This is a genomic window from Devosia sp. (genome assembly GCF_028290435.1).
In the GTDB taxonomy this organism is placed as follows: domain Bacteria; phylum Pseudomonadota; class Alphaproteobacteria; order Rhizobiales; family Devosiaceae; genus Devosia.
Genome location: NZ_JAQGJV010000026.1, coordinates 1 through 21,232, shown reverse-complemented (window position 1 = coordinate 21,232; position 21,232 = coordinate 1). Strand labels below are relative to the sequence as shown.

The window sequence follows — 21,232 nt, the reverse complement described above, 5'->3', positions numbered from 1 at the left end:
CTGGCAACAGCGCGATGGCACAAATTGCGCACCGAACAAGCCCGGAGAGTTAGCCGTGACCTTTGATATCCTGTCCCGCCCCAAACTGGCAGCTTTTGCCGCTGCCTGCCTGCTGACTGTGGCCCTGCCTGCCGGAACCGCGATCGCCAAGGAAAAGATCAAGGCGCCCGCCGAGCAAAGCACGCCGGCGGTCACGACGCCTCCCGAATTCTCGGTTGAAATTGCCGACCTCGACGCCGTCGACTCTAATGTCGATGACGCTACGCTACGCGCCATTTTCAGTGGCGACGTGATCGACAACGCCGACGCGCTGGCCGGCCTCACCGCCACAAGCATCACCATTCCCGATATTACCGTCAGTTTCACCTCCACCGTGGACGGCGAAGCCAAGTCCGGGCAGTTCAGCTTCAAGGACGTTGTTCTCGACAATGTCGAGGAAGGCGTCGCCGCCAGCGTGTCCCTGGGTGGTGTCGAACTGAGCTCCGATGAAAATGTCTCGGGCAACTTCGGCGCGGTCTCGGCGACCAATTTCGATATCGGCGGCATGCTCCGCATCTATGGCCTGGTCGATACCGCCGGCCAGACCGAACTCACCACCCTCTATAGCGATTTCAAGGCGGAAGGCGGCACCATGGATATCAAGGACGTCGCCTGCCATGTCGGCGCCGTCGAAACCGCCGAATTCAAGGGCCGTCCGCTGAAATTCTCCTTTGCCGATATCATGTCAATGTCCCAGTCGATGGAAGCCGAAGGCGAGACCCCTTCGCCCGAGACCATCGGCAAGGCGCTCCACATGTACGCCGATATCTTCACCGCCTTCGAATCCTCCCCCGTCACCTTTGGTGGCTTCGATTGCAAGGGCACCAACGAGGACGGAACCCCGCTGGACTTCGCTATGGGCGGCATGACCATGGACGGCATGTCCCCCGGCACCTACCCGGCAATCGCCCTGCAGAATTTCCGCGTCGCCGTGGAAGGCGATGGTGAAATGAGCATCGCCAATATCGCCTTCAAGGCGATGGACCTCAGCGGCCCTATAGCCGCTGTCGAGGCCGCCCCCGAAGCCATCGACCAGGCCTGGCTCGATGCCAATGCGCGTTCGCTGATCCCTGCCTTTGCCGGGTTCTCGTTCGACGGCTTCAAGATGGACGTTCCCAACCCCGACGCCACCGACGAGCGCATCAAGGCAGATATCGGCGCGTTCGACCTGTCACTGGGCGACTATCGCAACGGCATCCCGACCAATATCTCGACCACCGGCGACAACATTGCAATCGATGTGCCCAAGGATTCCGGTGACGAGCAGTTTCAGCAAATGATCGACCTGGGCATCACCTCGGTCGATCTCGGCTTTGCCGTCAAGGCCGCCTGGGATGAGGCGGCAAACGCCATCAATATCGAGGATGTCTCGGTCAGCGGCGCCGACCTCGCGACCGTCAAGCTCGCCGGCACCATTGGCAACGCCACCGAGGCCCTGTTCGATATCGATCCGGACACGTCGCTCGCCGCCGCCATGGGCGTCGTCATCAACAATCTGAAGGTCAATGTGGTCGATGCCGGCCTCTCCGACATCATCCTGAAGCGTGTTTCCACCGAACAGGGCTCCGATGCCGCCAGCATGCGTCCGATCTATGCGGGCCTGGCCGAAGGCACCATTTTGGGCATGCTCGCCGGCGCCGCCGAGGCCCAGAAGGTCGGCAAGGCCGTCAGCGCCTTCATCACCGGCGATGCCAAGGACCTGACCATCGAAATGACCGCCAAGGACCCCGCTGGCCTCGGCCTCGCCGATTTCATGGCCGCCGAACAGGACCCCACCGTGCTGTTGACCAAGACCAACATCACTGCAACCTCGAAGTAAGCCACTGACTGGCCTCGCTCCGGCGGGGCCAGTTCCCTAGCGGTAGAACTGCCGATACCAAGCCACGAGTTTGGCGGCACCATCCTCGACCGAGGTCTGCGGCAGCGTCCCGATCAACTGCCGCAGCAGCGACACATCCGAATAGGTTTCCACCACATCGCCCTGCTGCATCGGCAGGAAATTGAGCTTGGCCTTCTTGCCCAGCGCCGCCTCAATGGCCGCGACGAAATCCATCAGCTCGCGCGGCTGCCCGCCACCCAGATTGACGATGCGGCTCGGCGCCACCGGCGACAAAGTATCGCCCTCCAGCACTTCGCCCATCACCGGCGGCCGGCCGATAACCCGCACGATGGCCTCGACCAGATCGTCGATATAGGTGAAATCGCGCCGCATCTGGCCTTCGCCATAGACATCGATGGCTTCGCCCGCCTCGATCGCCCGTACGAACTTGAGCGCCGCCATGTCCGGACGCCCCCAAGGCCCATAAACGGTAAAAAACCGCATGCTGGTCGCGGGGATGCCCCACAGATGCGCATAGGCATGCACCATCGCCTCGCCACCCTTTTTGGTGGCGGCATAGAGCGAAACCGGATTGTCGGCGCGATCGGTTTCCGCGAACGGCATCTCCAGATTGCCGCCATAGATCGAGCTGGTCGAGGCAAACACCAGATGCCGCGGCCGATGCGCCCGCGCCGCCTCCAGCAGGTTGGCCGTGCCCACCAGATTGGAGCTAATATAGGTCTGCGGCGCCTCGATGCTGTAGCGAACCCCCGCCTGCGCCGCCAAATGAACCACGACCTCGGCCTGACTGGCCCGCAACGCCTCGGTCAGCCCCGCCGCGTCCTCAAGCATGCCCTGCACGCCCTCAAAGCCCGCCTGCCCCGACAGCAGCGCCATCCGCCCGGCCTTCAGCCCCTCGTCATAGAACGGCGTCATCCCATCATAGCCGGTGACGCTGTGCCCATCGGCCAGCAACCGCCGCGCCAGATGAAACCCGATGAACCCGGCTGTGCCCGTCACGAATACTTTCACGGCAACGCCTTCAGCGCGCCAACGGCTGCCGCCAAACCCCACTGCAACAAGGCCCGCGCGCTCGCTTCCGACCCGCTCTCGACATAGCAGCGCAGTTCAGGCGCATTCCCCGACGCGCGGAAGTGCACCATCTCCCCCGCCCGCGTCCAAAACTGCAGCCCGTCAATTTGCGACAACCGTTCGATTTCATGGTCCGGCGCAAAAAAAGCCGCCGCATATTCCACATCCGCCGCCAACCGCCCTAGCAAAGCCGCGCTTTTTTCCCCCGGCACATGTTCAAGCCGGTCGCTCGCCGCATACTGCAGCGGCAGTCCCGCCACCAGCTCCGCTAGGCCCAAACCCTGCCGCGCCGCCAATCCCAGCGCGCTGAGCAATGGCAGTACCGCATCCCGCGTCGGCAATGCCGAAATCTCGCCGCCTCCGACCGACGCCGAAGTGCCGAGCAACGTTCCGCCATTAGCCTCGAACCCCACGACGACAGAGCTGCCCCCCGCAATTGCCTCCGCGATACCAGCGATCACATAGGGCGACCCCACCTTGGTGCGGATCACACTTGGGAAAAACCCGGTCTTCTCGATCGCGCTATTGGAGGTCACCGGCGTCACCACCGCATCGGCGCCGAGATAGCGCGCCGCCAACAGTCCCAGCACATCCCCGCGCACAAACGCGCCCTGCCCGTCCATCAGCAGCGGCCGGTCGCCATCCCCGTCCGCAGAAACAATGGCGTCCAGCCGCTCAGACGCAATCCACCCCTTGAGCGGCCCGAACACCGCATCGCCGAATGCCTCGGTATCCACCGCCACAAAGCCATCGACCCGCCCCAGCGGCACGATTTCCGCGCCAGCCCGATGCAAAATGGCGCCAAGGATATCCCGCGCCACCGTGGAGTGCTCGAACAACCCGATCCGCCAGCCCCGCAACGCGCCAGCCGGCACCAAATTGGCAAACCGCGCAACATAGCGCTCGATCGCCGCCACATGCTCATGACCGACCGGCAACGCCCCATCGGCAATCGCCTCGTCCCGCAACGCCGCCAAAATCCCCGCCTCGTCGGCCTTACCGATCTCGCCGCTGGGCGTGTAAAACTTGAGCCCGTTCCGATCCGCCGGAATGTGGCTGCCGGTAATCATGATCGAGGGGCTGTGCGCCGCCATGGCATGCAAGGCCAGCGCCGGCGTCGGCAATGCCCCGCAATCCACCGCCCTCAGTCCATGCGCCTCGATCGCCGCCGCGCAGTCTGCGGTAACTGCCGCGCTCGACGCCCGGAAATCGCGCGCCAGATACACACTATCGCTCACGATCGCCCCGAGCCCATCCAGATGCCGCAGGAACGCCGCCGTATAGCGCCGCGCCGACTGCCCTTGCAGGTCAACCGCGAGACCACGCAATCCGCTGGTGCCGAATTTCAGACTATCCATCAATCGCCATCCGGAATATCGCGCCGCATCGTCTTGGTCACCGAGCGGATCGATTTCCCCTCAAGACGCCGCCTTTTCGAAGCCAAAGTCGGCCGCGTCGCCACCCGGAATTTCGGCGCTATTGCGCCTTCCTTGAGCAGCGCCACCAGTCGCTCCTGCGCATCGGCGCGGTTCATCGGCTGGTCGCGATGGCTATTGGCGGTGATCACCAGCACGCCCTGCTTGGTAAGCTTGCGCCCAGCCAGCACCGCGACCCGGCGCTTCATTGGCTCGGGAATATTGGGGGAATTCATCAGATCGAAGCGCAGTTGCACTGCGCTCGACACCTTGTTGACGTTCTGCCCGCCCGGTCCGGCGCTGCGCACGAAGGTTTCCTCCAGCTCGCTGGAGTCGATGCTGATCCGTTGTGTGATCTCTATCGGATCGGGCATCGCATCATCTAGTTCCGGTATCGACCGGCGAAGATGATCTCGCCTTCGTGGATCGTCAGGCCCTTGATGGTCGCGCGGTATTTGCCGGGCAGTCCCTCTGCGGGGACCACCCAGCCTTTTTTGAGCATACCGGCGAAAACCTTCTCGCCGATATCCTTGAAGTCGCCCGGCCCAAGCGCGTTTTCCTCACCCAGCAGGGTAAGCGCCTTAATCTCGCGATTGGACGGACGCTGCGGCATGGATCAGGCCGCCTTCGCCTTGAGGTCCGGCGGGGTCGCTTCCGCCATCAGCTCAACCAGCGCGTCCATGAACGGCACGACTTTCTGCCCTTCGGTGCCGAGGCGGCGGACGGACACGGTGCCCTCCTCGGCCTCGCGCTTGCCGACGACAAACATCAGCGGCACCTTGCCCACCGAGTGCTCGCGCACCTTGTAGTTGATCTTCTCGTTGCGCGCGTCGAGCTCCGCCCGGATCCCTGCCGAGCGCAACTGGCGGACCAGCTTCTCGGCGGTCTCGTCGGCTTCCGACACGATGGTAGCGACCACCACCTGCACCGGGGCCAGCCACATCGGCATCTTGCCGGCATAGCTTTCGATCATCATGCCGATGAACCGCTCCAGCGAGCCCAGGATCGCGCGATGCAGCATTACGGCGTATTTGCGCGAACCGTCCTCGGCCACATAGGTGGCGTCGAGACGTTCGGGCAGCACGTAGTCGAGCTGCAGCGTTCCCACCTGCCACGAACGCCCGATGGCGTCCTTGAGGTGGAATTCGAGCTTTGGCGCATAGAAGGCGCCCTCGCCCTCGGCGATCTCGAAGTCATAGCCGGTCGCGCGCAGGGCATCGCCCAGCGCCTTCTCGGCCGCGTCCCAGCGCTCGATCGTGCCGCCGAACTTTTCCGGCCGCGTGGCGAGCTTAATCACCACGTCCGAAAAGCCCATATGGGCATAGACCGAATAGAGCAGATGCACGAAATGCTCGGTCTCGGACTGGATCTGGTCTTCGCGGCAGAAAATATGCGCGTCGTCCTGGGTCATCTGCCGCACGCGCATCAGCCCGTGCAGCGCGCCATGCGCTTCGTTGCGATGGCAGCAGCCGAATTCGGCCATCCGCAACGGCAGATCGCGATAGCTCTTGATGCCCTGGTTGAAGATCTGGATATGGGCCGGGCAGTTCATCGGCTTGAGCGCCATCAGCTCGCCCTTGCCGCTCAGAACCGGACCTTCTTCTTCCGTGCCGGGCACTTCGTCAGGCACCACGAACATGTTTTCGCGGTACTTGCCCCAGTGGCCCGAGGCCTCCCAGAACTTTGAGCTCATCAGTTGCGGCGTCTTGACCTCGACATAGCCCGAGGAATTCAGCCGGCGACGGATATAGGTCTCCATCTGGTTGTAGAGCACGTAGCCCTTGGGATGCCAGAACACCGATCCCTGCGCTTCCGGCTGGAAATGGTACAGGTCCATCTCCTGCCCGATCTTGCGGTGATCGCGCTTCTCCGCCTCTGCAATCATGTGCAGATACGCGTCCAGCTCTTCCTTGGTGGCAAAGGCGGTGCCGTAAATCCGGCTCAGCACCGGATTATTGCTATCGCCACGCCAATAGGCGCCAGCCACCTTGGTCAGCTTGAACGCATTGCCGATATCCTTGACCGTACGCATATGCGGCCCACGGCACAGGTCGATCCACTGGCCCTGCTTGTACATCTTGAGCGACTGGTCAGCCGGAATGGCATCGACCAGCTCGACCTTGAAGTTCTCGCCGCGCGTATTGAAGAATGCCTTGGCCTGATCGCGGCTCCAGATTTCCTTGGTAAACGCCGCACCGCGATCGATAATCTCGGCCATCTTCTTCTCGATGGCCGGGAAATCGTCTTCGCTGAACGGCTCGTCCCGCTTGAAGTCGTAGTAGAAGCCGTTCTCGATCACCGGCCCGATCGTCACCTGTGTCGTTGGCCACAGCTCCTGCACCGCTTCGGCAAGCACGTGCGCCGTGTCGTGCCGGATCAGTTCCAGCACATCCGCCGACCCGCTATCGCGCGTCACGAATTCGATTTTGCCGTCGGCTTCCAGCGCGTCAGACAGATCGCTGAGCACGCCGTTCCAGCGCATTGCCACCGTCTTCTTGGCCAGGCTCTTGGAGATGCCTTCGACCACGGTGGTCCCGGTGGTGCCACGCGCATAGTCGCGAGCCGCACCGTCGGGGAACGTCACCTTGATCGTCATTTTTCACATCTCCAGAAATTGGATAGATGCAGCGACCTTCGCTGCAAGGCGGCTTGTCTAGCACGACTGGATTTTATTTCCAGCTTCCATAGGTCCATGGCGCAAACCAGTGCGCCCGCTCTGGCACAACCACGGGCACCGGATCATAACCATGTGTACCGCCCGGCCTGCATCGCACCACCCGCGCCAGCCCCATCCAGCCGCCGGGCCAGAACCCGTGCTGCCAGATGGCGTCTCGCGTATATTCCGAGCAGGTTGGCGCATGCCGGCAGGTTCGCCCCACGAAAGCCGAAAGCGTATAACGATAAATCTGGATCAGCAGCACGCCGACCAGCTTGAACGGCCAGTCGATCACCCGCCACATCATATCGATGACTCTGCCCATCAACCGGCGGCTCTAACCGATTCTACCGACTCGATTTTATCCAGCGCCTCGACCATCGCGTCGAACACCAGCAGCGTCGAGGTGTGCCGAGGCCGGTATTCCCGCACCGGCTCCAGATATTTGAGGTCGCTCCACTTGCCCGCGGGCGGCGCCCCATTCTCCTTGAGCATGGCATGCATCTGCGCCCGCAGTGCCCGCACCTCTTCGACTGGCGTGCCGACAATCTCTCGGGCCACCACTGCCGCCGAGGTCTGCCCCAGCGCGCAGGCGGAAATATCATGCCCATAGTCGACGATGACGCCGTCGCGCACGGCCAAGTCTACCTCGATCACCGAGCCGCAAACCCGGCTCACCTTGCGAGCCGAAGCATCGGGCGCAATGAGCCGCGCTGGCTGCACGGCGTTTGCTGCCAGATCGAGGATTTTTTCGGAATAGAGATCGCTAAGGTCCATGAAACGAACAAATCTGTTTCTTGTGGGCGGGTCGTGCCCCTCCTATATATGTGCTCGCAAACGGACTGTCAGGGCGCGCTGTCGCTTTGTGGTCCAAATTCGCGTCCGGCCCGTATCCAACGCTGACGCCAATTGAGGACCTGCTGCTATGGACGCCCGCATAAACTCCCTCGAGACCGAGTCCGGCGCTCTGCGTGCACGCCTTCGTCCCAGCCAGGCTGAGGCAGAGGCGGCCGTGCGCACCCTGATCGCCTGGGCCGGCGACGACCCGAGCCGCGAGGGCCTGCTGGAGACCCCTGCCCGCGTCGCCCGCTCCTATGGCGAACTATTTGCCGGCTACGACCAGGACCCCAAGGAAATCCTCAGTCGAATCTTCAAGGAAGTTGGCGGCTATGATGATATCGTGCTGATGCGCGATATCCCGTTCCATTCCCATTGTGAGCATCACATGGTGCCCTTCGTCGGCAAGGCGCACATCGCCTATCTGCCCCACGACGGCGTCGTCGGCCTGTCCAAGCTCGCGCGGCTCGTTGAGGTGTTCGCACGCCGCCTTCAGACTCAGGAAAACCTCACAGCTCAAATCATCGACGCCCTCAATGAGCATCTGGGCCCGCGCGGCGTTGCCGTCATGCTCGAAGCGGAGCATATGTGCATGACCATGCGCGGCGTCCGCGCCCATGGCGTCGCCACCATCACTCATCGCTTTACCGGCGTCTTCGCCGAAGACCGCGTCGAGCAGGATCGCTTCTTCGCGATGATCAAGCGCTAAACTCGCGTTAGGCTCGCCGTGCATGCGCGATCAAATGCACCGGCTCACGCCGTGGCATAGAATCGGCGTCTCAAGCGAGTTCTGCCCATGTCCGACGTCGCCAAAATGCTCTGGGTCCTCGAAAGCCGGCTCACCGAGCCGGTATCGCTGGATGATCTGGTGGAAGTCACCGGCCGGTCGAAATCCTACCTGTCGCGCGCCTTTCCGCTGGCCACCGGCTATTCGATCTCAGGGTATATGCGGGCCAGGCGGCTCACCGAAGCAGCACGGAAACTGGCGGATGGCGCCCCCGATATCCTGTCGGTAGCGCTCGATGCCGGCTACGGCTCGCACGAGGCATTCACCCGCGCCTTCGGCGATCAGTTCGGCATCACGCCGGACGAGCTTCGCCGCCGGCGCAATCTGGACACCATCCAACTCGTGGAGCCTCAGCGCATGGATACCACCACAACGATCGATATCGCGCCGCCCCGTTTCGAAACCCGCTCGCGCATGCACTTCGCCGGCCTTGCCCAGCGCCATCCGATGAACAATCCCGCCGGTATTCCGGCCCAATGGCAACAGTTTCAGGCCTATATCGGCAACATCGAGGGGGCCGTCTCAGACGCCGCCTATGGCATAGTCTGCGGTATAGAAGGCGGCAATTTCGACTATATCGTCGCCGTCGAGGTACGCGAAGGCGTCGATGTTCAGCCCGAGCTCAAGCGCATCACCACTCCCGCATTGAACTGGGCGCGTTTCGTGCATCGGGGCGACGTCACAACCATCCGCTCGACCATTGGCGCGGCCTCCGAATGGCTCGCCAATGCCGGCCGGGAGCTGAGCGACGCCCCCGTCGCCTTCCTCGAATATTACGGCCCCGCCTTCGATATGGCCACAGGCAGTGGCGATATCGAAATCTGGTTCGGCCTCAAGGCCTGATCTGGCGCAATGTCATGGCGCGGTATAAAAACCGCGCCATGACCCTCACCTTTGCCGACGCCAAAACCCTCAGCCACGCCGAACTCGAAGAAGGCGCCGCCCTCGCGCCCGCCTTCGATGCAAACGGCCTCGTCACCGCCGTCACCATGGAGGCCGGCAGCAACGAGTTGCTGATGCTCGCCCACATGAATGCCGAGGCCTTGGCGCTGACGCTGGAAACCGGCTTCGCGCATTACTGGTCCCGCTCGCGCGGCAAAATCTGGAAAAAGGGCGAAAGCTCCGGCGAGTTGCAGCGCGTGATCGAAGTTCGCGTCGATTGCGACCAGGATGCCGTCGTCCTGCTGGTCGAACAAACCGGCCTCGGCGCCGCCTGCCACACCGGCCGCAAATCCTGCTTCTACCGCCGCATCGTCACCAAGGACGGCACCGCGACGCTGGAAGACACCGGACTGCCCAAGCTGTTCGACCCCAAGGACGTTTACTGACGTCTTTCGAACAACCCCACGAGAAGGATACCCGCAAAAAACCCGCCCAGATGCGCCTGCCACGCCACCTGCACATTGGCACCGGTGAAAATCGGCAGCAGCGGCACCGCGGCGTTTAGCACCACCCAGATCAGGATGAACATGCGCGCCCGCGTGTCCTTGGCCAGGTCGGCGAAACTCGCTAGCCGCCGCCCCACCGGCACGCGCTCGCCGGTCTCAGGATTTTGCATCACCAGCACCGGCTGGAAAATGAACCGCACTGCCGCTCCGGTCAGCCCAGCGATCCCGCCTGAAGCGCCCACGAGATAAGCCCCGCTCCACAGCGTTGTCGCCGCGAACAGTGCCGCGCCCGCCGCCGAGGCCACGAAGAACAGAACCAGCGTCGCCACCGTCCCATAGCGCCGCGCAATCGGTGTCCCAAAGATCGCCAGCCAAGCCATATTGATCAGCAGATGGTCCCACCCGCCATGCAGCAGCGCATGGGTAAATGGCGTCCAGAGCAGCGGCAGCGCCAGCGCCAGATTCTCCTGCGCCGCCAGGATTCGCAGGGGTAGAAATGCGAACCAGAAAATCAGTTGCCCATACCCATCCTGGTTAAGAACAAAGGTTGACGCCGCCTGAATCGCGACCATGACGCCGATCATCGCGGTGATCACGCCCGGCAGCAGGAAAACCGGCTCGCGCCCGCCCGCCCTGGCATTTTCCGTGCCCGGCGCGTGTGGTCCCTGTTCACTCATCACTTTGCTCCGACTCGCAGGCGCCACGCCGCTCTGCCTCTTCTTTTCCACATTGGGACACCCGCGTTAACCTTAAGTATTCTTTAATGGCGCTTTTGCCCCGCCCTTTTGCCAATGTCATCCCATGGCGGAAGCGCTCCCTTTGGGGTCGAGCGCGAGTCCATTTGGGTCATGACGAATGCAAAAGACGAGCACCAAGACGCTCTACGAATATTGGAACGGCATCCGTGGCGCCCGTAGCGCGCCCGACCGCAAGGATATCGATCCGACCCGCATTCGCGAAGCCCTGGCCAATACCTTCATCCTGGAGCTGGATGAAGACGAAAAATTCTCGTTCCGCCTCGCCGGCTCCCACCTTTGCACCGCCTATTCGCGCGAACTCAAGGGCCGCTCCTTCTCCGGCCTTTGGCATGAACGCGACAAGGATGCGCTCGATACCCTGATGCGCGCCGTCACCGAGGATCATGCCGTCGCCCTCGTGACCTTCCAGGGCACCACGGCCATCAATACCAAGGCCAGCTTCGAGACCATCCTGATGCCGCTGCGGCACAATGGCTCCACCCATACCCGCATGCTCGGCGCCATGACGGCGGTGGACGAGCCCTATTGGCTCGGCGTGCAGCCGATCATGGAACAGCGCATTACCGGCCTGCGACTGATCTGGCCAGACGACGTGGCGATGCAGGATGTTGCCAGCGACGTGGCCACCACGGTCAACAGCGATATCGGCTACACGTCCCCTGTCGCCATGCCCGCCGTGGTATTCGGCCGCACCGCCCGCCGCTATGCCCACCTCGCGGTCATCGATGGTGGCCGTCAGTAAGCAAATTGCTGCCCTGCCGCCGCCAATTTGAAGCGCATTTGCGGCGCTTCCTCGCCGGCAGACACAACCATGCGTTAACCAAAACCCGATAGCGTGATCATAGAGTCACAGCTTTTTATCGGTCATGCGCATGCTCAGCGACGATATTCCATCTCCGCAGTTCATCGCCCCCCTGCGGACGCGTGCCGAAAAGGTGCGCTTCCAGCGCGTAAAGGTTTCCGTGCTCGGCCGCTACATGCTGGCCGATCGCCGTGAGTTTCCCTGCCAGGTGCTGGAAATGTCGCCCGGCGAAGCCATGGTCATCGCGCCGGTCTCCGGCGTGGTCGGCGAACGCGTCATCGCCTATATCGATCATATCGGCCGCATCGAAGGCACCATCATCGAGCAGGTCGAGGGCGGCTTCCTCATGGAAGTGGCCGCCTCCCCGCGCAAGCGCGACAAGATGGCCGCCCAGCTCACCTGGCTGGCCAACAAGGACGTCCTCAACCTGCCCGAGGATCGCCGCCACGAACGCGTCGTGCCCGACAATCGCCACTCCACCGTCGTGCTCGATGATGGACGCCGCTACAATTGCAAAATCATCGACATCTCGCTCTCCGGCGCCGCCATCGAACTCGATGTCCGTCCCGCCATGGGCACGCCCGTCACCCTGGGCCGCATGCGCGCCCGCGTGGTCCGCCATTTCCAGAACGGCGTCGCCGTCGAATTTGCCTCCGCCCAGGAAATGCTGACCGTGGTGCAACAGAACCTGCGGATGAACTAAGGAACCGGCCCTCAGCCGGAATCCAAAACTGCGCTTCTCAACCCAAGCATCTGATCTGCATAGTTAATCGCGACTGAATCCGGTCGATAAGACTTGAATCAAAACTGCATTGCAGTTTTCGGACCGGCGAAATCCGGCCCCCATAGGTTGGTCTCCATCAGGGAGATCAACAATGTCATTCACTCAAAAGGGACTGCCGGCGGCGCTGATTGGCGCAGTTCTGGCTCTGGCAGCGGTCATCGCGCCGGCCCACGCTTTCGACACCACCAACGTCGCTTTTATCCAGACGCTCGACGTCACAACCTCCATTCCTGTCGGCGCCGCCGAGTTCTGCAAGAGCCACCGCGACGAGTGCCGCCCCAATGCCGTGGTCGTGCCGGCCGTCAACCTGGACGAAGCCAGCTGGAGCCAGTTGCTCACCGTCAACGCCACCGTCAATCAGACCGTGGTGCCGGTCACCGACCAGGAACTCTACAACGTCTCCGAATTCTGGACCTATCCCAACGGCTACGGCGATTGCGAAGACATCGCGCTGGAAAAGCGCCGCGACCTGATCAACGCCGGCTGGCCCGCCAGCACCCTGCTGATGGCCGTGGTGCGCGAGCGCAATGGTGACGGCCATGCCGTGCTGATGGTGCGCACCGACCGCGGCGATCTCGTGCTCGACAACCAGGAAGGCCAAGTGCGCGTCTGGAACGAGACCCCCTACCATTACATCAAGCGCCAGTCCCAGGCCGACGCCGGAAAATGGGTCGACATGATCGACGACCGCCCGGTCATCGTGGCCGCCGCCAACTAATTCCGGACCCCGCCAAAAGCCTATCCCTGATAGGGGTCTGATGAATGAGGCCAGTTCCGCGCAAGCGAAACTGGCCTCATTGTTTTAGCCAACCAATTAGCATTGACTCATCAATTAGCGTTCGCTATTGGTTTGTCATGACCCAAGCCGCCCCCATCAACGCCGTCATGCGCGCCCTTGCCGATCCTACGCGTCGAGCTGTGTTCGAGCAGATCGTTAGCGCCAACGAAATCACCGTCGTCGAACTGACGCGCGGCAGTGGCGTAACGCAGGGCGCCGTTTCCCAACACCTCAAGGCCCTCAAACAGGCCGGTCTGGTCGCCGAACGCCCCGAGGGCCGCAACGTCTATTACCGCGCCGAGCCCGAGGGCCTCGCACCCCTGGTCGATTGGATGAGTCATTACGGCGTGTTCTGGCGCGAGCGCTTCGCCAATCTCCGCACTCTTCTCAAGGAAATCGATCCATGACCGACGCAGCATTAAAGCCCGTCACGCAGGACATCGTTGTCGATGAAATCTTCCCCCATACGCCCGAGACCATATGGAATGCGCTGACCAGTGGCGCGTTGATAGCGCGCTGGCTGATGGCGCCGAAAGGCTTTGCGCCGGTCGCCGGTACGCATTTCACCTACCAGACCACGCCAGCCGGCCTTTGGGACGGCGTCATTCAATGCCAGGTGCTGGAAGTGATCCCCAACGAGCGCTTCGTCTACGCCTGGAAGGGCGGTCACGAAAGCAATCAGGGCTACGGTTCGCGGCTCGATACGGTGGTGACCTGGGTTCTCTCGAAGGTCGAGCGCGGCACCCGCGTTCGCCTCGTCCATTCCGGCTTCGTGATGCCGCTGAACGATACCGCCTTCAACAATATGAGCGAAGGCTGGAGAAAGATCGTCCCCCGCCTCACCGCCATCATCGACGAGCAGGCCTGAGGACGAGCACATGAGCCAGCCCTATACCGGCGGATGCGCCTGCGGCGCGATCCGCTACGAAATTTCTGCCGAGCCAATTGTCATGAACGACTGCCAGTGCCGCGACTGCCAGAGCACGAGCGGCACCGGCCACGGATCCTACCTGACCTTCCCGAGCCGCCAGGCGGTGACCCTCACTGGCAAAGCCACCCATTGGGACATGATCGGCGACAGCGGCAACACCAAGACGCGCAGCTTCTGCCCCGCCTGCGGCTCGCCAGTCTACCTGACCTTCTCGGCTATGCCGGACCTTTTCACCATCCACGCCGCAAGCCTCGACGATCCAACCCGATACCGGCCGCAAATGGTGACCTACACCGTGCGTGGCCATGTCTGGGACCAACTGGATCCGACCGTAGCGAAATTCGAAAAAATGCCGCCGATGTGACTCTAAGCCACCACCACCGAGGAGCGATCGAGATTCAGCTCAGGCTGAGCCGAAAATGGTGGTTTTCGAGAACCGGAGCGTACGTTGGTACGTGAGGACCGGAAGCGCAGAAAACCGGCATTTGCAGGCCAGCATCAGCTGAATACCGATTAGTCCTAGCTGCGAACGGCCACGTAGAGGCCCACGATCAGCAGGCCGGTCAAAAAAGCCCAGCCAAAGGCGACCAACGCCGACAGCAGCGCCGAACCCATATTGACCGATGCCCCGCCCTCCTGGCTCCAGCCCATTTGCAACATGATGTAGGGCCCGCAGAAAAAGCTCATCACCAGGTTTCCCATCGAGGCGAACACCGTCGCCCCGTCATAGCGCAGCATGGCCTGCTGGCGTAGCCGCCACTGATAGAAATGCGTCCCGGCCCCCGCCACGCACAATCCCACGGAGATGATGAAAGCTGCCAGCAGCAATTCCTTGGTCATGCTCTATTCCCCGCCGCCCGATCGCCGAGATCGGCCGCTGTTAACCCTTCATTAATCATATTGCGGGCTCTATGCCCTGTCACCTCTCCTCGGCTGAACTGGTTAATTCTGGTCATGCGCACTCATGCGGCCGCACCGCAGTCCAGCTCGCTCGGCTTCAACCTTGCCGGCATTGCCGTTTTGGTGCTGTTGTTGGCTGTCGGCGCCGCCTATGTGGTCGATATCCTGGGCAAGAACAGCCGCACCGCGCCGCCGAACCTTGCGGACAAATCCACCGTCGCCATCGCCGTCGCCGGCAAGGAGCTGACCATCCCCTCGTCCTGGTTCCGATACGGCGAGCAATTGCGCGGCGGCTTCGTCAACCAGATCGACCTGCACGTGCTGCTGGGCGAAAGCGCTATCCCGGTCGATGTCACGCTACTGCCGCGCAGCCGCGTCCGCCCGAGTGCCATCCTGCTCGATGGCGTCTACCTGCACCAATTTGATGATGCCACGCTGAGCGGCGTCGCGGGCCTGGTCGGCAAGCCGCTGCACGATGGCGATGGCTTCACCGGCGAAAGCGTCTGGTACGATGCGCTAGCCGCCAATCCATTCGTCGCCAAATGCCTAGCACCTGTCCGCAAAGACGAGCCCGTGCAATGCCTGCGGACCGTCTTCCTGCCCAGTGGCATTGCCGCGGTCTACGCCTTCGACGCCAGCACCTTGCAATCCTGGCGCCAGTTCGATTCCGAAATGCAAAAATGGCTGGGTCAGATCGGGGCTTGGTGATCAAGCCCTTGAGTCGTCACCCTCGCGCTTGACGCGAGGGCAGATAGTGCAAAGGCCTGTGCCTTAGGCGATGTCTTCCAGATCGATGTCCAGGATCGACATGTTGAAGATATACGACTTGTCGCCGTCCTCGTCGTCGAGGTGGATGAGACCGACCGATTCATCGCCGATGAACACTTCCACCGAATCGTTGAGCTTGTGGCGGGGCCGCACGTCGATGTTCTTGTTGTTGAACTTCACCTGCAGAAATTTCTGCAGCTTGAGGATCTCGGGCTGATTCACTGTCACGCGTCCTGTTTGTTGGCTAAGGCCGCAATGTAGGGCCTCAAGCGCTTGGGGCAACCCCCGGGCTGTCCGAATTAGCGGTGGAAGGCGCAGTTTCGAGGTCGTGCACCAGGATCATCTGGTCCATGACGAGTGCCGGTTGCGCGCAGCCTGCTTCGCCGATCACCTTGGCCGGAACCCCGGCGACAGTGGTGCGCGGCGGCACTTCCTTGAGCACCACGGAGCCCGCGCCGATGCGCGAGCAATCGCCCACTTTGATATTGCCCAGCACCTTGGCGCCCGCTCCGATCAGCACGCCATTGCCGATCTTGGGGTGACGATCCTGATCGGCCTTGCCGGTGCCGCCCAGGGTAATGCCCTGCAACATCGAGACATTATCGCCGACCACCGCCGTCTCGCCGATCACCAACCCCGTGCCGTGATCGAGCATGATGCCCTTGCCGATCCGCACTGCCGGATTAATATCCACCTGGAACACTTGGCTCGCCCGGCTCTGCAGATAGAGCGCAAAATCGCGCCGACCGGCCAGGAACATCGCATGGGCGAACCGATGCGTCTGGATCGCCTGATAGCCCTTGAAATACAGCAGCGGCTCGACCGCGCGGTGGCAGGCCGGATCGCGCTCCAGCGTCGCCGCCAGATCGACCCGGGCATCGGTCCCGATCTTGGGCGTATCGGCGATAATTTCGGCAAAAGTCTGCCTGATGATATCGGCCGACACGTCTTCGTGGTCCAGCCGCGCCGCGATGCGATGCGCCAGCGCCTGCTCGAAGGTTTCGTGGTTGAGGACGGCCGTAATCACCAGATTGGCCAGCGAGGGCTCTGTGGCGATGATCTGTCGCGCTCCGGCCCGCACGGCATCCCATACGGGATCCATGGACTGGACGCTGGCGGATTTTTTGGCGCTCGCGCTCATGGCACGTCACTCCCACATTCAAGACCGTCGATATAAGCTATACCATGCCCCAAAACAAAGCCCCAACGACCCGTTTGGTTCACGTTCAGCTGACGCTGACGAAATTCCTGCTCAAGAATTCCAGCGCCGCCGCCTTGAACTTGGGATCGCCGGTGCCGCGCATGTGATCGCGCTTGGGAATGACGAAGGCTTCGCCCTTGGGCAAAAGCTCCGCCAGCGCCTCGGGCGGCCCGGCCATCGTATCGGCCTCGCCGACCGCCACCAGCACCGGAACCGCGATTCGCCGCACATCAGAGCGCGCCATCGGCTCGCGCGACGTTTCCATGCAGGCGGCCAGCGCCTCCCGATCAGCCTTGGTATGATCGGCAAAAATCCGGAACTGCCGCGCCGTCGGATGGCTCAACTCCGCCAGCGTCGGCGCCCGCAGCCCGGCAATGATGTCATTGCCATCGCTCAGCCCGTTGATGAGGTTGATCCCCATGCCGCCGAACACGGCGCAGGCGACCCGTTCTTCATCCTGAAACGCTGCAAACGCCGCAATCCGCGCTCCCATGGAATAGCCCAGCAGCGCCGCCCGCGCGATTTCCAGATGGTCCAGCAACCGCACCGCATCCCGCGCCATATCCTGCGGATAATAGCGCTCCGGATCATAGGGCTTGTCCGAAGTCCCATGTCCGCGATTATCGATCAGGATCGCCTGGTAGCCAGCCCCCGTCAGCGTCTCCACCCACCCTGTGTCGATCCAGTTCACTTTGCCGCTCGACGCAAAGCCATGAATGCAGAGGATGGGCAGGCCTTCGCCGAAGACTTCATAAGCCAGGGTCAGGCCATCGGACTGGAATGTTGGCAAGGCAAGAACCTCATGAAGTGATGCATCGGCTTTTAGAACGTCAGACGCCGCTGCGGAACCCCACTCTCGCCCACCCACCATCCTTCCCGCGGGCCTGACCCGCGGGCCCCCACCACGCCCCCAAGCTACGCGTCCGTCGAGAGCGCCCGGCGGATCAAGTCCGCGGGAAGGACAGAAAGGAGTAGTAATGCATCAGGCATCGCCACCCTTCCAAATCTTCCCCCACTTAGCTATGGTCCGGCGCAAATCATTCCATCTGCGCAGGTCTGCACCATGGCTCACGGCACAACGCCCCATTTCCACAATACCGAGGGCCTTCGCCAGATCGAGGTGGGCTCCAAGGAATTCCAGTGCGTCGGCGCCCTGCCCCCGTTCGACCACCCCCATATCTACATTGACATGGGCAAGGACAACGAAGCGGTCTGCCCCTATTGCTCGACCCATTTCGTGTTCAATTCCCGCCTCGCCGCTGGTACCGCCAACCCGCTGTCCGCCGTCTTCCAGGCCGACGCCGCCTAGCTAATGAATATGCCCGGCTCCGGCCGCATCTATTACATAGTCGGGGCCGGGATTTCCGGCCTCACCCTCGCTTTGGCGCTCGCCAAATTCGGCGCCCATGTCGTGGTGCTCGAACGCAGCCCGGTCCTGTCCGAGTTCGGCGCCGGCCTGCAGATCAGCCCCAATGCCCGCCATGTGCTGAACGACCTCGGCCTCGACGCGGCACTGGCCGCCCATAGTCTCGAGCCCTCCGGCATCGATATCTACCCCTATCGCCGCCCCGTTCCCCTCGTCACTCTCGAGCTCGGCGCCGCCATTCGCGAAAAATTCGGCGCGCCCTATGCTGTCATGCACCGCGCCGATCTCGCCGACGCGCTCTACAAGGCCTGCCGCCGCTTCGCCAATATCGACATGCTGTTCGGCGTCCGCGCCTGGACTGCGGTCCCCAACGACCGCGGCGTGTCCGTCACAATTGAGGACGCCAGCGGCCAGTCCCGTACCGGCCGGGCCGATGCGCTGATCGGCGCCGATGGCGTTCATTCCACCACCCGCACCAGCCTGCTCGATGGCCCGGCCGCCGATTATCGCGGCCGCGCCGCCTGGCGCACCCTGCTCCCCTTCGATGCCATGGCCGGACAGGTGACACTCGACCGGGTTTCGGTATTCTTTGCGCCCGCCTACCACATGGTCTGCTACCCGCTGCCCCATCGCCGGCAGGTCAATATCGCGCTCTTCGCCAAGGGCCCGACGTCTCGCTCCGACCACGCAAAGCTGGCGCTGCCCAAGTCTCTCCGCCGCAGCCCGCGCCTCGACGTGATTCTGGCCGCAGCCGGCACGTCCTGGACGCCTTGGCCACTTTACACCGTGCAAACCGCGCACTGGCATCGCGGTAACATCGGCCTCATCGGCGACGCGGCCCATGCCATGGAGCCCTTCCAGGCACAGGGCGCCGCCATGGGCATCGAGGACGCGGCGATCCTGGCCCCACTGCTCATCGCCAACCCCAATGCCGAGGCCGCCTTCGCCAAATTTGCGGCCCTGCGCCGCCCCCGCGTCGAGCGCGTCGCCAATCTCTCACACACCAATGGCGCCATTTTCCACATGAAATGGCCGCTCAGCACCGCGCGCAATCTGGTCATCGCGGCCCAGGGCGGACGTGCTCACCTCAAGCGGCTCGACTGGCTCTACGGCTATGACGCCGCCACCGCAATGCGCGACAAATTCCCCACTTCGAGCTGAATCAATCTCTCGCCTCCGCACCTCAAGCCCTTGATTGTCAGCCGAAATCCGCCCTTCAAAAGCAAGTCGTGCAGCACACAAACCACCCTGCGGCCTTGCTTTGGCAGGTCCGGCTGTGTCAACTGCGCGACAGATTGAAAGGGTAGCGACCACTCTATGCAAGCCGCCACACGCTCACGACTGACCCTCGCCTGTATCCTGATCACCATTCTGCTCGATATGGTCGGCGTCGGCATCATCGTGCCCGTCCTGCCCGAATTGCTGGAAGAGTTGACCGGTGGCGGCGTGGCTCAGGCTGCGGTCATTGGTGGCTATCTGGTGTTCGCCTATGCCTTCATGCAGTTCGTATTCTCGCCGGTCCTCGGAAACCTGTCCGACCGCTATGGCCGCCGCCCAGTGCTGCTCTGTTCGCTGGCCGGCCTGACCTTTGATTACCTGATGATGAGCATCGCGCCCGTCGTCTGGTATCTGTTCGTCAGCCGCATCATCGCCGGCATTGCGGGCGCCGCCGTCGCCACTGCCACCGCCTACATGGCCGATATCACCCCGCCCCATAAGCGCACGCACCGCTTCGGCCTGATCGGCGCCGCCTTCGGGCTCGGCTTCATCATCGGCCCGGTCATCGGCGGCGAATTGGGCGAGCTCGGGCCCCGCGCGCCCTTCTTTGCCGCCGCCGGCCTTGCCTTCGCCAACCTGTTGTTCGGGCTCTTCGTGCTGCCCGAAAGCCTGCCCAAGGCCAATCGCCGCAAGTTCGATATCCGCCGCGCCAATCCCTTCGGCGCCGTGATCGCGCTGCGGAAATATCCCATTGTGCTTTGGTTGCTCGGGGTGCTGTTCGCCTTCTCACTGGCCGCTCAGGCCCTGCCCTCGGTGTTCAGCTATTTCACCGTCGAGGTGTTCCATTTCACCTCCTCCAATATCGGCCGCTCGCTCGGTGCGTTCGGCGTCGGCTTCGCCATCTGCCAGGCTTTCCTCGTCGGCCCCTTCGTCAAGCGCCTCGGGGAAACCCCGGTCGTCATCCTCGGCCTGCTGGCCGCCATCGCCGCCTTTGCCGGCGTCGCCTTCACCAGCGAAGTCTATTACCTCTATCTCTTCATTATGATCGGCGCCGTCAGCGGCCTTGCCGCCCCCGCAATCAATGGGGTGCTGTCGCGCCAAGTGCCCGACAATACCCAGGGCGAGCTACAGGGCGCCGTCAACGCCGCCAATTCGCTGGCCACCATTATCGGCCCACTCGCCGCGACCCAGATTTTCTCCTATTTCACCTATGCGGAAGATTCGCCTGGCTACTTCCCCGGCGCACCCTTCGTTGCCGCCGCCGCCTCGGTGGTCCTGGCTTTGGTGATTTTCGTTGTCGCGGCCTTCAAGTTCGATCTGGCGCATCGCCCCAGCATTGCCAACAAACCCATGCGCCCGGATATGAGCCCGCCTGGTCAGATCGATATCCCTTTCCCCGACGAGGACGGCGATGGCATCCCGGATGACCCCAATGCAAATTCGCCCCGCCGCTGAGGCCGACCGTGCCGCCATCCTCGCTATCGTTGCGCCGGTCCTCCGCGCGGGCGAAACCTATGCGGTCGACCTTGATCTGACGGACGAGGAAACGCTCGCCTATTGGTTTGACCCCGCCCACGAAGTCTTCGTCGCCGAAGACGAGGGCGTCATCCTGGGCACCTATTATCTGATGGCCAATCGCTCCGGCGGCGGTGCCCACGTCGCCAACTGCGGCTACATGACCGCCCCGGCAGCC

The 21,232-nt window shown here is 62.6% G+C and carries 27 protein-coding genes; 15 read left to right on the top strand and 12 right to left on the bottom strand.

Annotation, left to right across the window (positions count from 1 at the left end; genetic code table 11):
- The first annotated feature begins 55 nt into the window (after positions 1-55).
- Positions 56-1,858, top strand: coding sequence for a hypothetical protein (locus tag JWP26_RS07645; RefSeq protein ID WP_299725328.1), 1,803 nt, complete (start codon positions 56-58; stop codon positions 1,856-1,858).
- Between the two features lie 36 nt (positions 1,859-1,894).
- Here JWP26_RS07645 and JWP26_RS07640 read toward each other — a convergent pair whose 3' ends face one another.
- The 7 genes from JWP26_RS07640 to JWP26_RS07610 form a co-directional block, all read right to left on the bottom strand.
- Positions 1,895-2,890, bottom strand: a complete 996-nt coding sequence (locus JWP26_RS07640; protein ID WP_299725326.1) for an NAD-dependent epimerase/dehydratase family protein — start codon at positions 2,888-2,890, stop codon at positions 1,895-1,897.
- On the bottom strand, positions 2,887-4,308 hold the full coding sequence (locus JWP26_RS07635) for a phosphomannomutase (RefSeq protein WP_299725324.1): 1,422 nt from the start codon (positions 4,306-4,308) through the stop codon (positions 2,887-2,889). The genes JWP26_RS07640 and JWP26_RS07635 overlap by 4 nt, the downstream gene beginning before the upstream one ends.
- Positions 4,308-4,739: an alternative ribosome rescue aminoacyl-tRNA hydrolase ArfB gene (gene arfB / locus JWP26_RS07630; RefSeq protein ID WP_299725322.1), complete on the bottom strand. Its 432-nt coding sequence runs from the start codon at positions 4,737-4,739 to the stop codon at positions 4,308-4,310. Before arfB ends, JWP26_RS07635 begins: the two co-directional genes overlap by 1 nt.
- A gap of 8 nt (positions 4,740-4,747) precedes the next feature.
- Positions 4,748-4,978, bottom strand: a complete 231-nt coding sequence (locus JWP26_RS07625; protein WP_299725320.1) for a hypothetical protein — start codon at positions 4,976-4,978, stop codon at positions 4,748-4,750.
- Positions 4,979-4,981: 3 nt separating this feature from the next.
- Positions 4,982-6,961 carry a threonine--tRNA ligase gene (thrS, locus tag JWP26_RS07620; RefSeq protein ID WP_299725318.1) on the bottom strand — a complete coding sequence of 660 codons (1,980 nt, stop codon included), beginning with the start codon at positions 6,959-6,961 and terminating at the stop codon, positions 4,982-4,984.
- A 73-nt stretch (positions 6,962-7,034) separates the two neighbouring features.
- Positions 7,035-7,346 carry a membrane protein insertion efficiency factor YidD gene (yidD, locus tag JWP26_RS07615; RefSeq protein ID WP_367184091.1) on the bottom strand — a complete coding sequence of 104 codons (312 nt, stop codon included), beginning with the start codon at positions 7,344-7,346 and terminating at the stop codon, positions 7,035-7,037.
- Complete coding sequence (locus tag JWP26_RS07610; RefSeq protein ID WP_299725316.1) at positions 7,346-7,798, bottom strand: iron-sulfur cluster assembly scaffold protein; 453 nt, start codon at positions 7,796-7,798, stop codon at positions 7,346-7,348. Before JWP26_RS07610 ends, yidD begins: the two co-directional genes overlap by 1 nt.
- A 148-nt stretch (positions 7,799-7,946) precedes the next feature.
- Between JWP26_RS07610 and folE the strand changes: the two genes are divergently transcribed.
- The 3 genes from folE to hisI all read left to right on the top strand — a co-directional run bounded on the left by folE (position 7,947) and on the right by hisI (position 9,973).
- On the top strand, positions 7,947-8,567 hold the full coding sequence (folE, locus tag JWP26_RS07605; protein ID WP_299725314.1) for a GTP cyclohydrolase I FolE: 621 nt from the start codon (positions 7,947-7,949) through the stop codon (positions 8,565-8,567).
- An 87-nt stretch (positions 8,568-8,654) separates the two neighbouring features.
- Positions 8,655-9,488: an AraC family transcriptional regulator gene (locus tag JWP26_RS07600; RefSeq protein WP_299725312.1), complete on the top strand. Its 834-nt coding sequence runs from the start codon at positions 8,655-8,657 to the stop codon at positions 9,486-9,488.
- A gap of 38 nt (positions 9,489-9,526) precedes the next feature.
- Entirely contained in the window at positions 9,527-9,973 is a 447-nt protein-coding gene (gene hisI, locus JWP26_RS07595; RefSeq protein WP_299725419.1) for a phosphoribosyl-AMP cyclohydrolase, read from the top strand.
- On the opposite strand, the gene JWP26_RS07590 is transcribed toward hisI, so the two are convergent.
- Complete coding sequence (locus JWP26_RS07590) at positions 9,967-10,710, bottom strand: rhomboid family intramembrane serine protease (protein WP_299725310.1); 744 nt, start codon at positions 10,708-10,710, stop codon at positions 9,967-9,969. The two genes, hisI and JWP26_RS07590, sit on opposite strands and share 7 nt — an antisense overlap.
- Positions 10,711-10,888: 178 nt before the next feature.
- On the opposite strand from JWP26_RS07590, the gene JWP26_RS07585 reads away from it, so the two are divergent.
- The 6 genes from JWP26_RS07585 to JWP26_RS07560 all read left to right on the top strand — a co-directional run bounded on the left by JWP26_RS07585 (position 10,889) and on the right by JWP26_RS07560 (position 14,450).
- Positions 10,889-11,533 (top strand): PAS domain-containing protein, encoded by a 645-nt coding sequence (locus JWP26_RS07585; RefSeq protein ID WP_299725308.1) that lies wholly within the window; start codon positions 10,889-10,891, stop codon positions 11,531-11,533.
- Positions 11,534-11,663: 130 nt separating this feature from the next.
- On the top strand, positions 11,664-12,296 hold the full coding sequence (locus tag JWP26_RS07580) for a PilZ domain-containing protein (RefSeq protein WP_299725307.1): 633 nt from the start codon (positions 11,664-11,666) through the stop codon (positions 12,294-12,296).
- 172 nt (positions 12,297-12,468) lie between these two features.
- Positions 12,469-13,095: a transglutaminase-like cysteine peptidase gene (locus tag JWP26_RS07575; RefSeq protein WP_299725306.1), complete on the top strand. Its 627-nt coding sequence runs from the start codon at positions 12,469-12,471 to the stop codon at positions 13,093-13,095.
- 137 nt (positions 13,096-13,232) lie between these two features.
- Complete coding sequence (locus tag JWP26_RS07570; RefSeq protein ID WP_299725304.1) at positions 13,233-13,562, top strand: helix-turn-helix transcriptional regulator; 330 nt, start codon at positions 13,233-13,235, stop codon at positions 13,560-13,562.
- Complete coding sequence (locus tag JWP26_RS07565) at positions 13,559-14,023, top strand: SRPBCC domain-containing protein (RefSeq protein WP_299725302.1); 465 nt, start codon at positions 13,559-13,561, stop codon at positions 14,021-14,023. Before JWP26_RS07570 ends, JWP26_RS07565 begins: the two co-directional genes overlap by 4 nt.
- A 10-nt stretch (positions 14,024-14,033) precedes the next feature.
- Positions 14,034-14,450 carry a GFA family protein gene (locus tag JWP26_RS07560; RefSeq protein WP_299725300.1) on the top strand — a complete coding sequence of 139 codons (417 nt, stop codon included), beginning with the start codon at positions 14,034-14,036 and terminating at the stop codon, positions 14,448-14,450.
- A gap of 155 nt (positions 14,451-14,605) precedes the next feature.
- Here the strand turns inward: JWP26_RS07560 and JWP26_RS07555 are convergent, their stop codons facing one another.
- Positions 14,606-14,926: a hypothetical protein gene (locus JWP26_RS07555; RefSeq protein WP_299725298.1), complete on the bottom strand. Its 321-nt coding sequence runs from the start codon at positions 14,924-14,926 to the stop codon at positions 14,606-14,608.
- Between the two features lie 114 nt (positions 14,927-15,040).
- Between JWP26_RS07555 and JWP26_RS07550 the strand changes: the two genes are divergently transcribed.
- Entirely contained in the window at positions 15,041-15,694 is a 654-nt protein-coding gene (locus tag JWP26_RS07550; RefSeq protein WP_299725296.1) for a hypothetical protein, read from the top strand.
- 63 nt (positions 15,695-15,757) lie between these two features.
- On the opposite strand, the gene JWP26_RS07545 is transcribed toward JWP26_RS07550, so the two are convergent.
- The 3 genes from JWP26_RS07545 to JWP26_RS07535 all read right to left on the bottom strand — a co-directional run bounded on the left by JWP26_RS07545 (position 15,758) and on the right by JWP26_RS07535 (position 17,745).
- Positions 15,758-15,976, bottom strand: coding sequence for a DUF3126 family protein (locus tag JWP26_RS07545; protein ID WP_299725294.1), 219 nt, complete (start codon positions 15,974-15,976; stop codon positions 15,758-15,760).
- 43 nt (positions 15,977-16,019) lie between these two features.
- A complete protein-coding gene (gene cysE, locus JWP26_RS07540; RefSeq protein WP_299725292.1) occupies positions 16,020-16,895 on the bottom strand; it encodes a serine O-acetyltransferase in 876 nt (291 codons plus the stop codon).
- 85 nt (positions 16,896-16,980) lie between these two features.
- Positions 16,981-17,745 (bottom strand): alpha/beta hydrolase, encoded by a 765-nt coding sequence (locus tag JWP26_RS07535; RefSeq protein WP_299725290.1) that lies wholly within the window; start codon positions 17,743-17,745, stop codon positions 16,981-16,983.
- A 273-nt stretch (positions 17,746-18,018) separates the two neighbouring features.
- On the opposite strand from JWP26_RS07535, the gene JWP26_RS07530 reads away from it, so the two are divergent.
- The 4 genes from JWP26_RS07530 to JWP26_RS07515 all read left to right on the top strand — a co-directional run.
- A complete protein-coding gene (locus JWP26_RS07530; protein WP_299725288.1) occupies positions 18,019-18,264 on the top strand; it encodes a zinc-finger domain-containing protein in 246 nt (81 codons plus the stop codon).
- A gap of 3 nt (positions 18,265-18,267) precedes the next feature.
- Positions 18,268-19,482 (top strand): FAD-dependent monooxygenase, encoded by a 1,215-nt coding sequence (locus JWP26_RS07525; RefSeq protein WP_299725286.1) that lies wholly within the window; start codon positions 18,268-18,270, stop codon positions 19,480-19,482.
- Between the two features lie 156 nt (positions 19,483-19,638).
- A complete protein-coding gene (locus tag JWP26_RS07520; RefSeq protein ID WP_299725284.1) occupies positions 19,639-20,994 on the top strand; it encodes a TCR/Tet family MFS transporter in 1,356 nt (451 codons plus the stop codon).
- The coding region (locus JWP26_RS07515; protein ID WP_367184089.1) for an N-acetyltransferase family protein at positions 20,972-21,232 on the top strand (261 nt) is incomplete at its 3' end. The genes JWP26_RS07520 and JWP26_RS07515, both read left to right, overlap by 23 nt.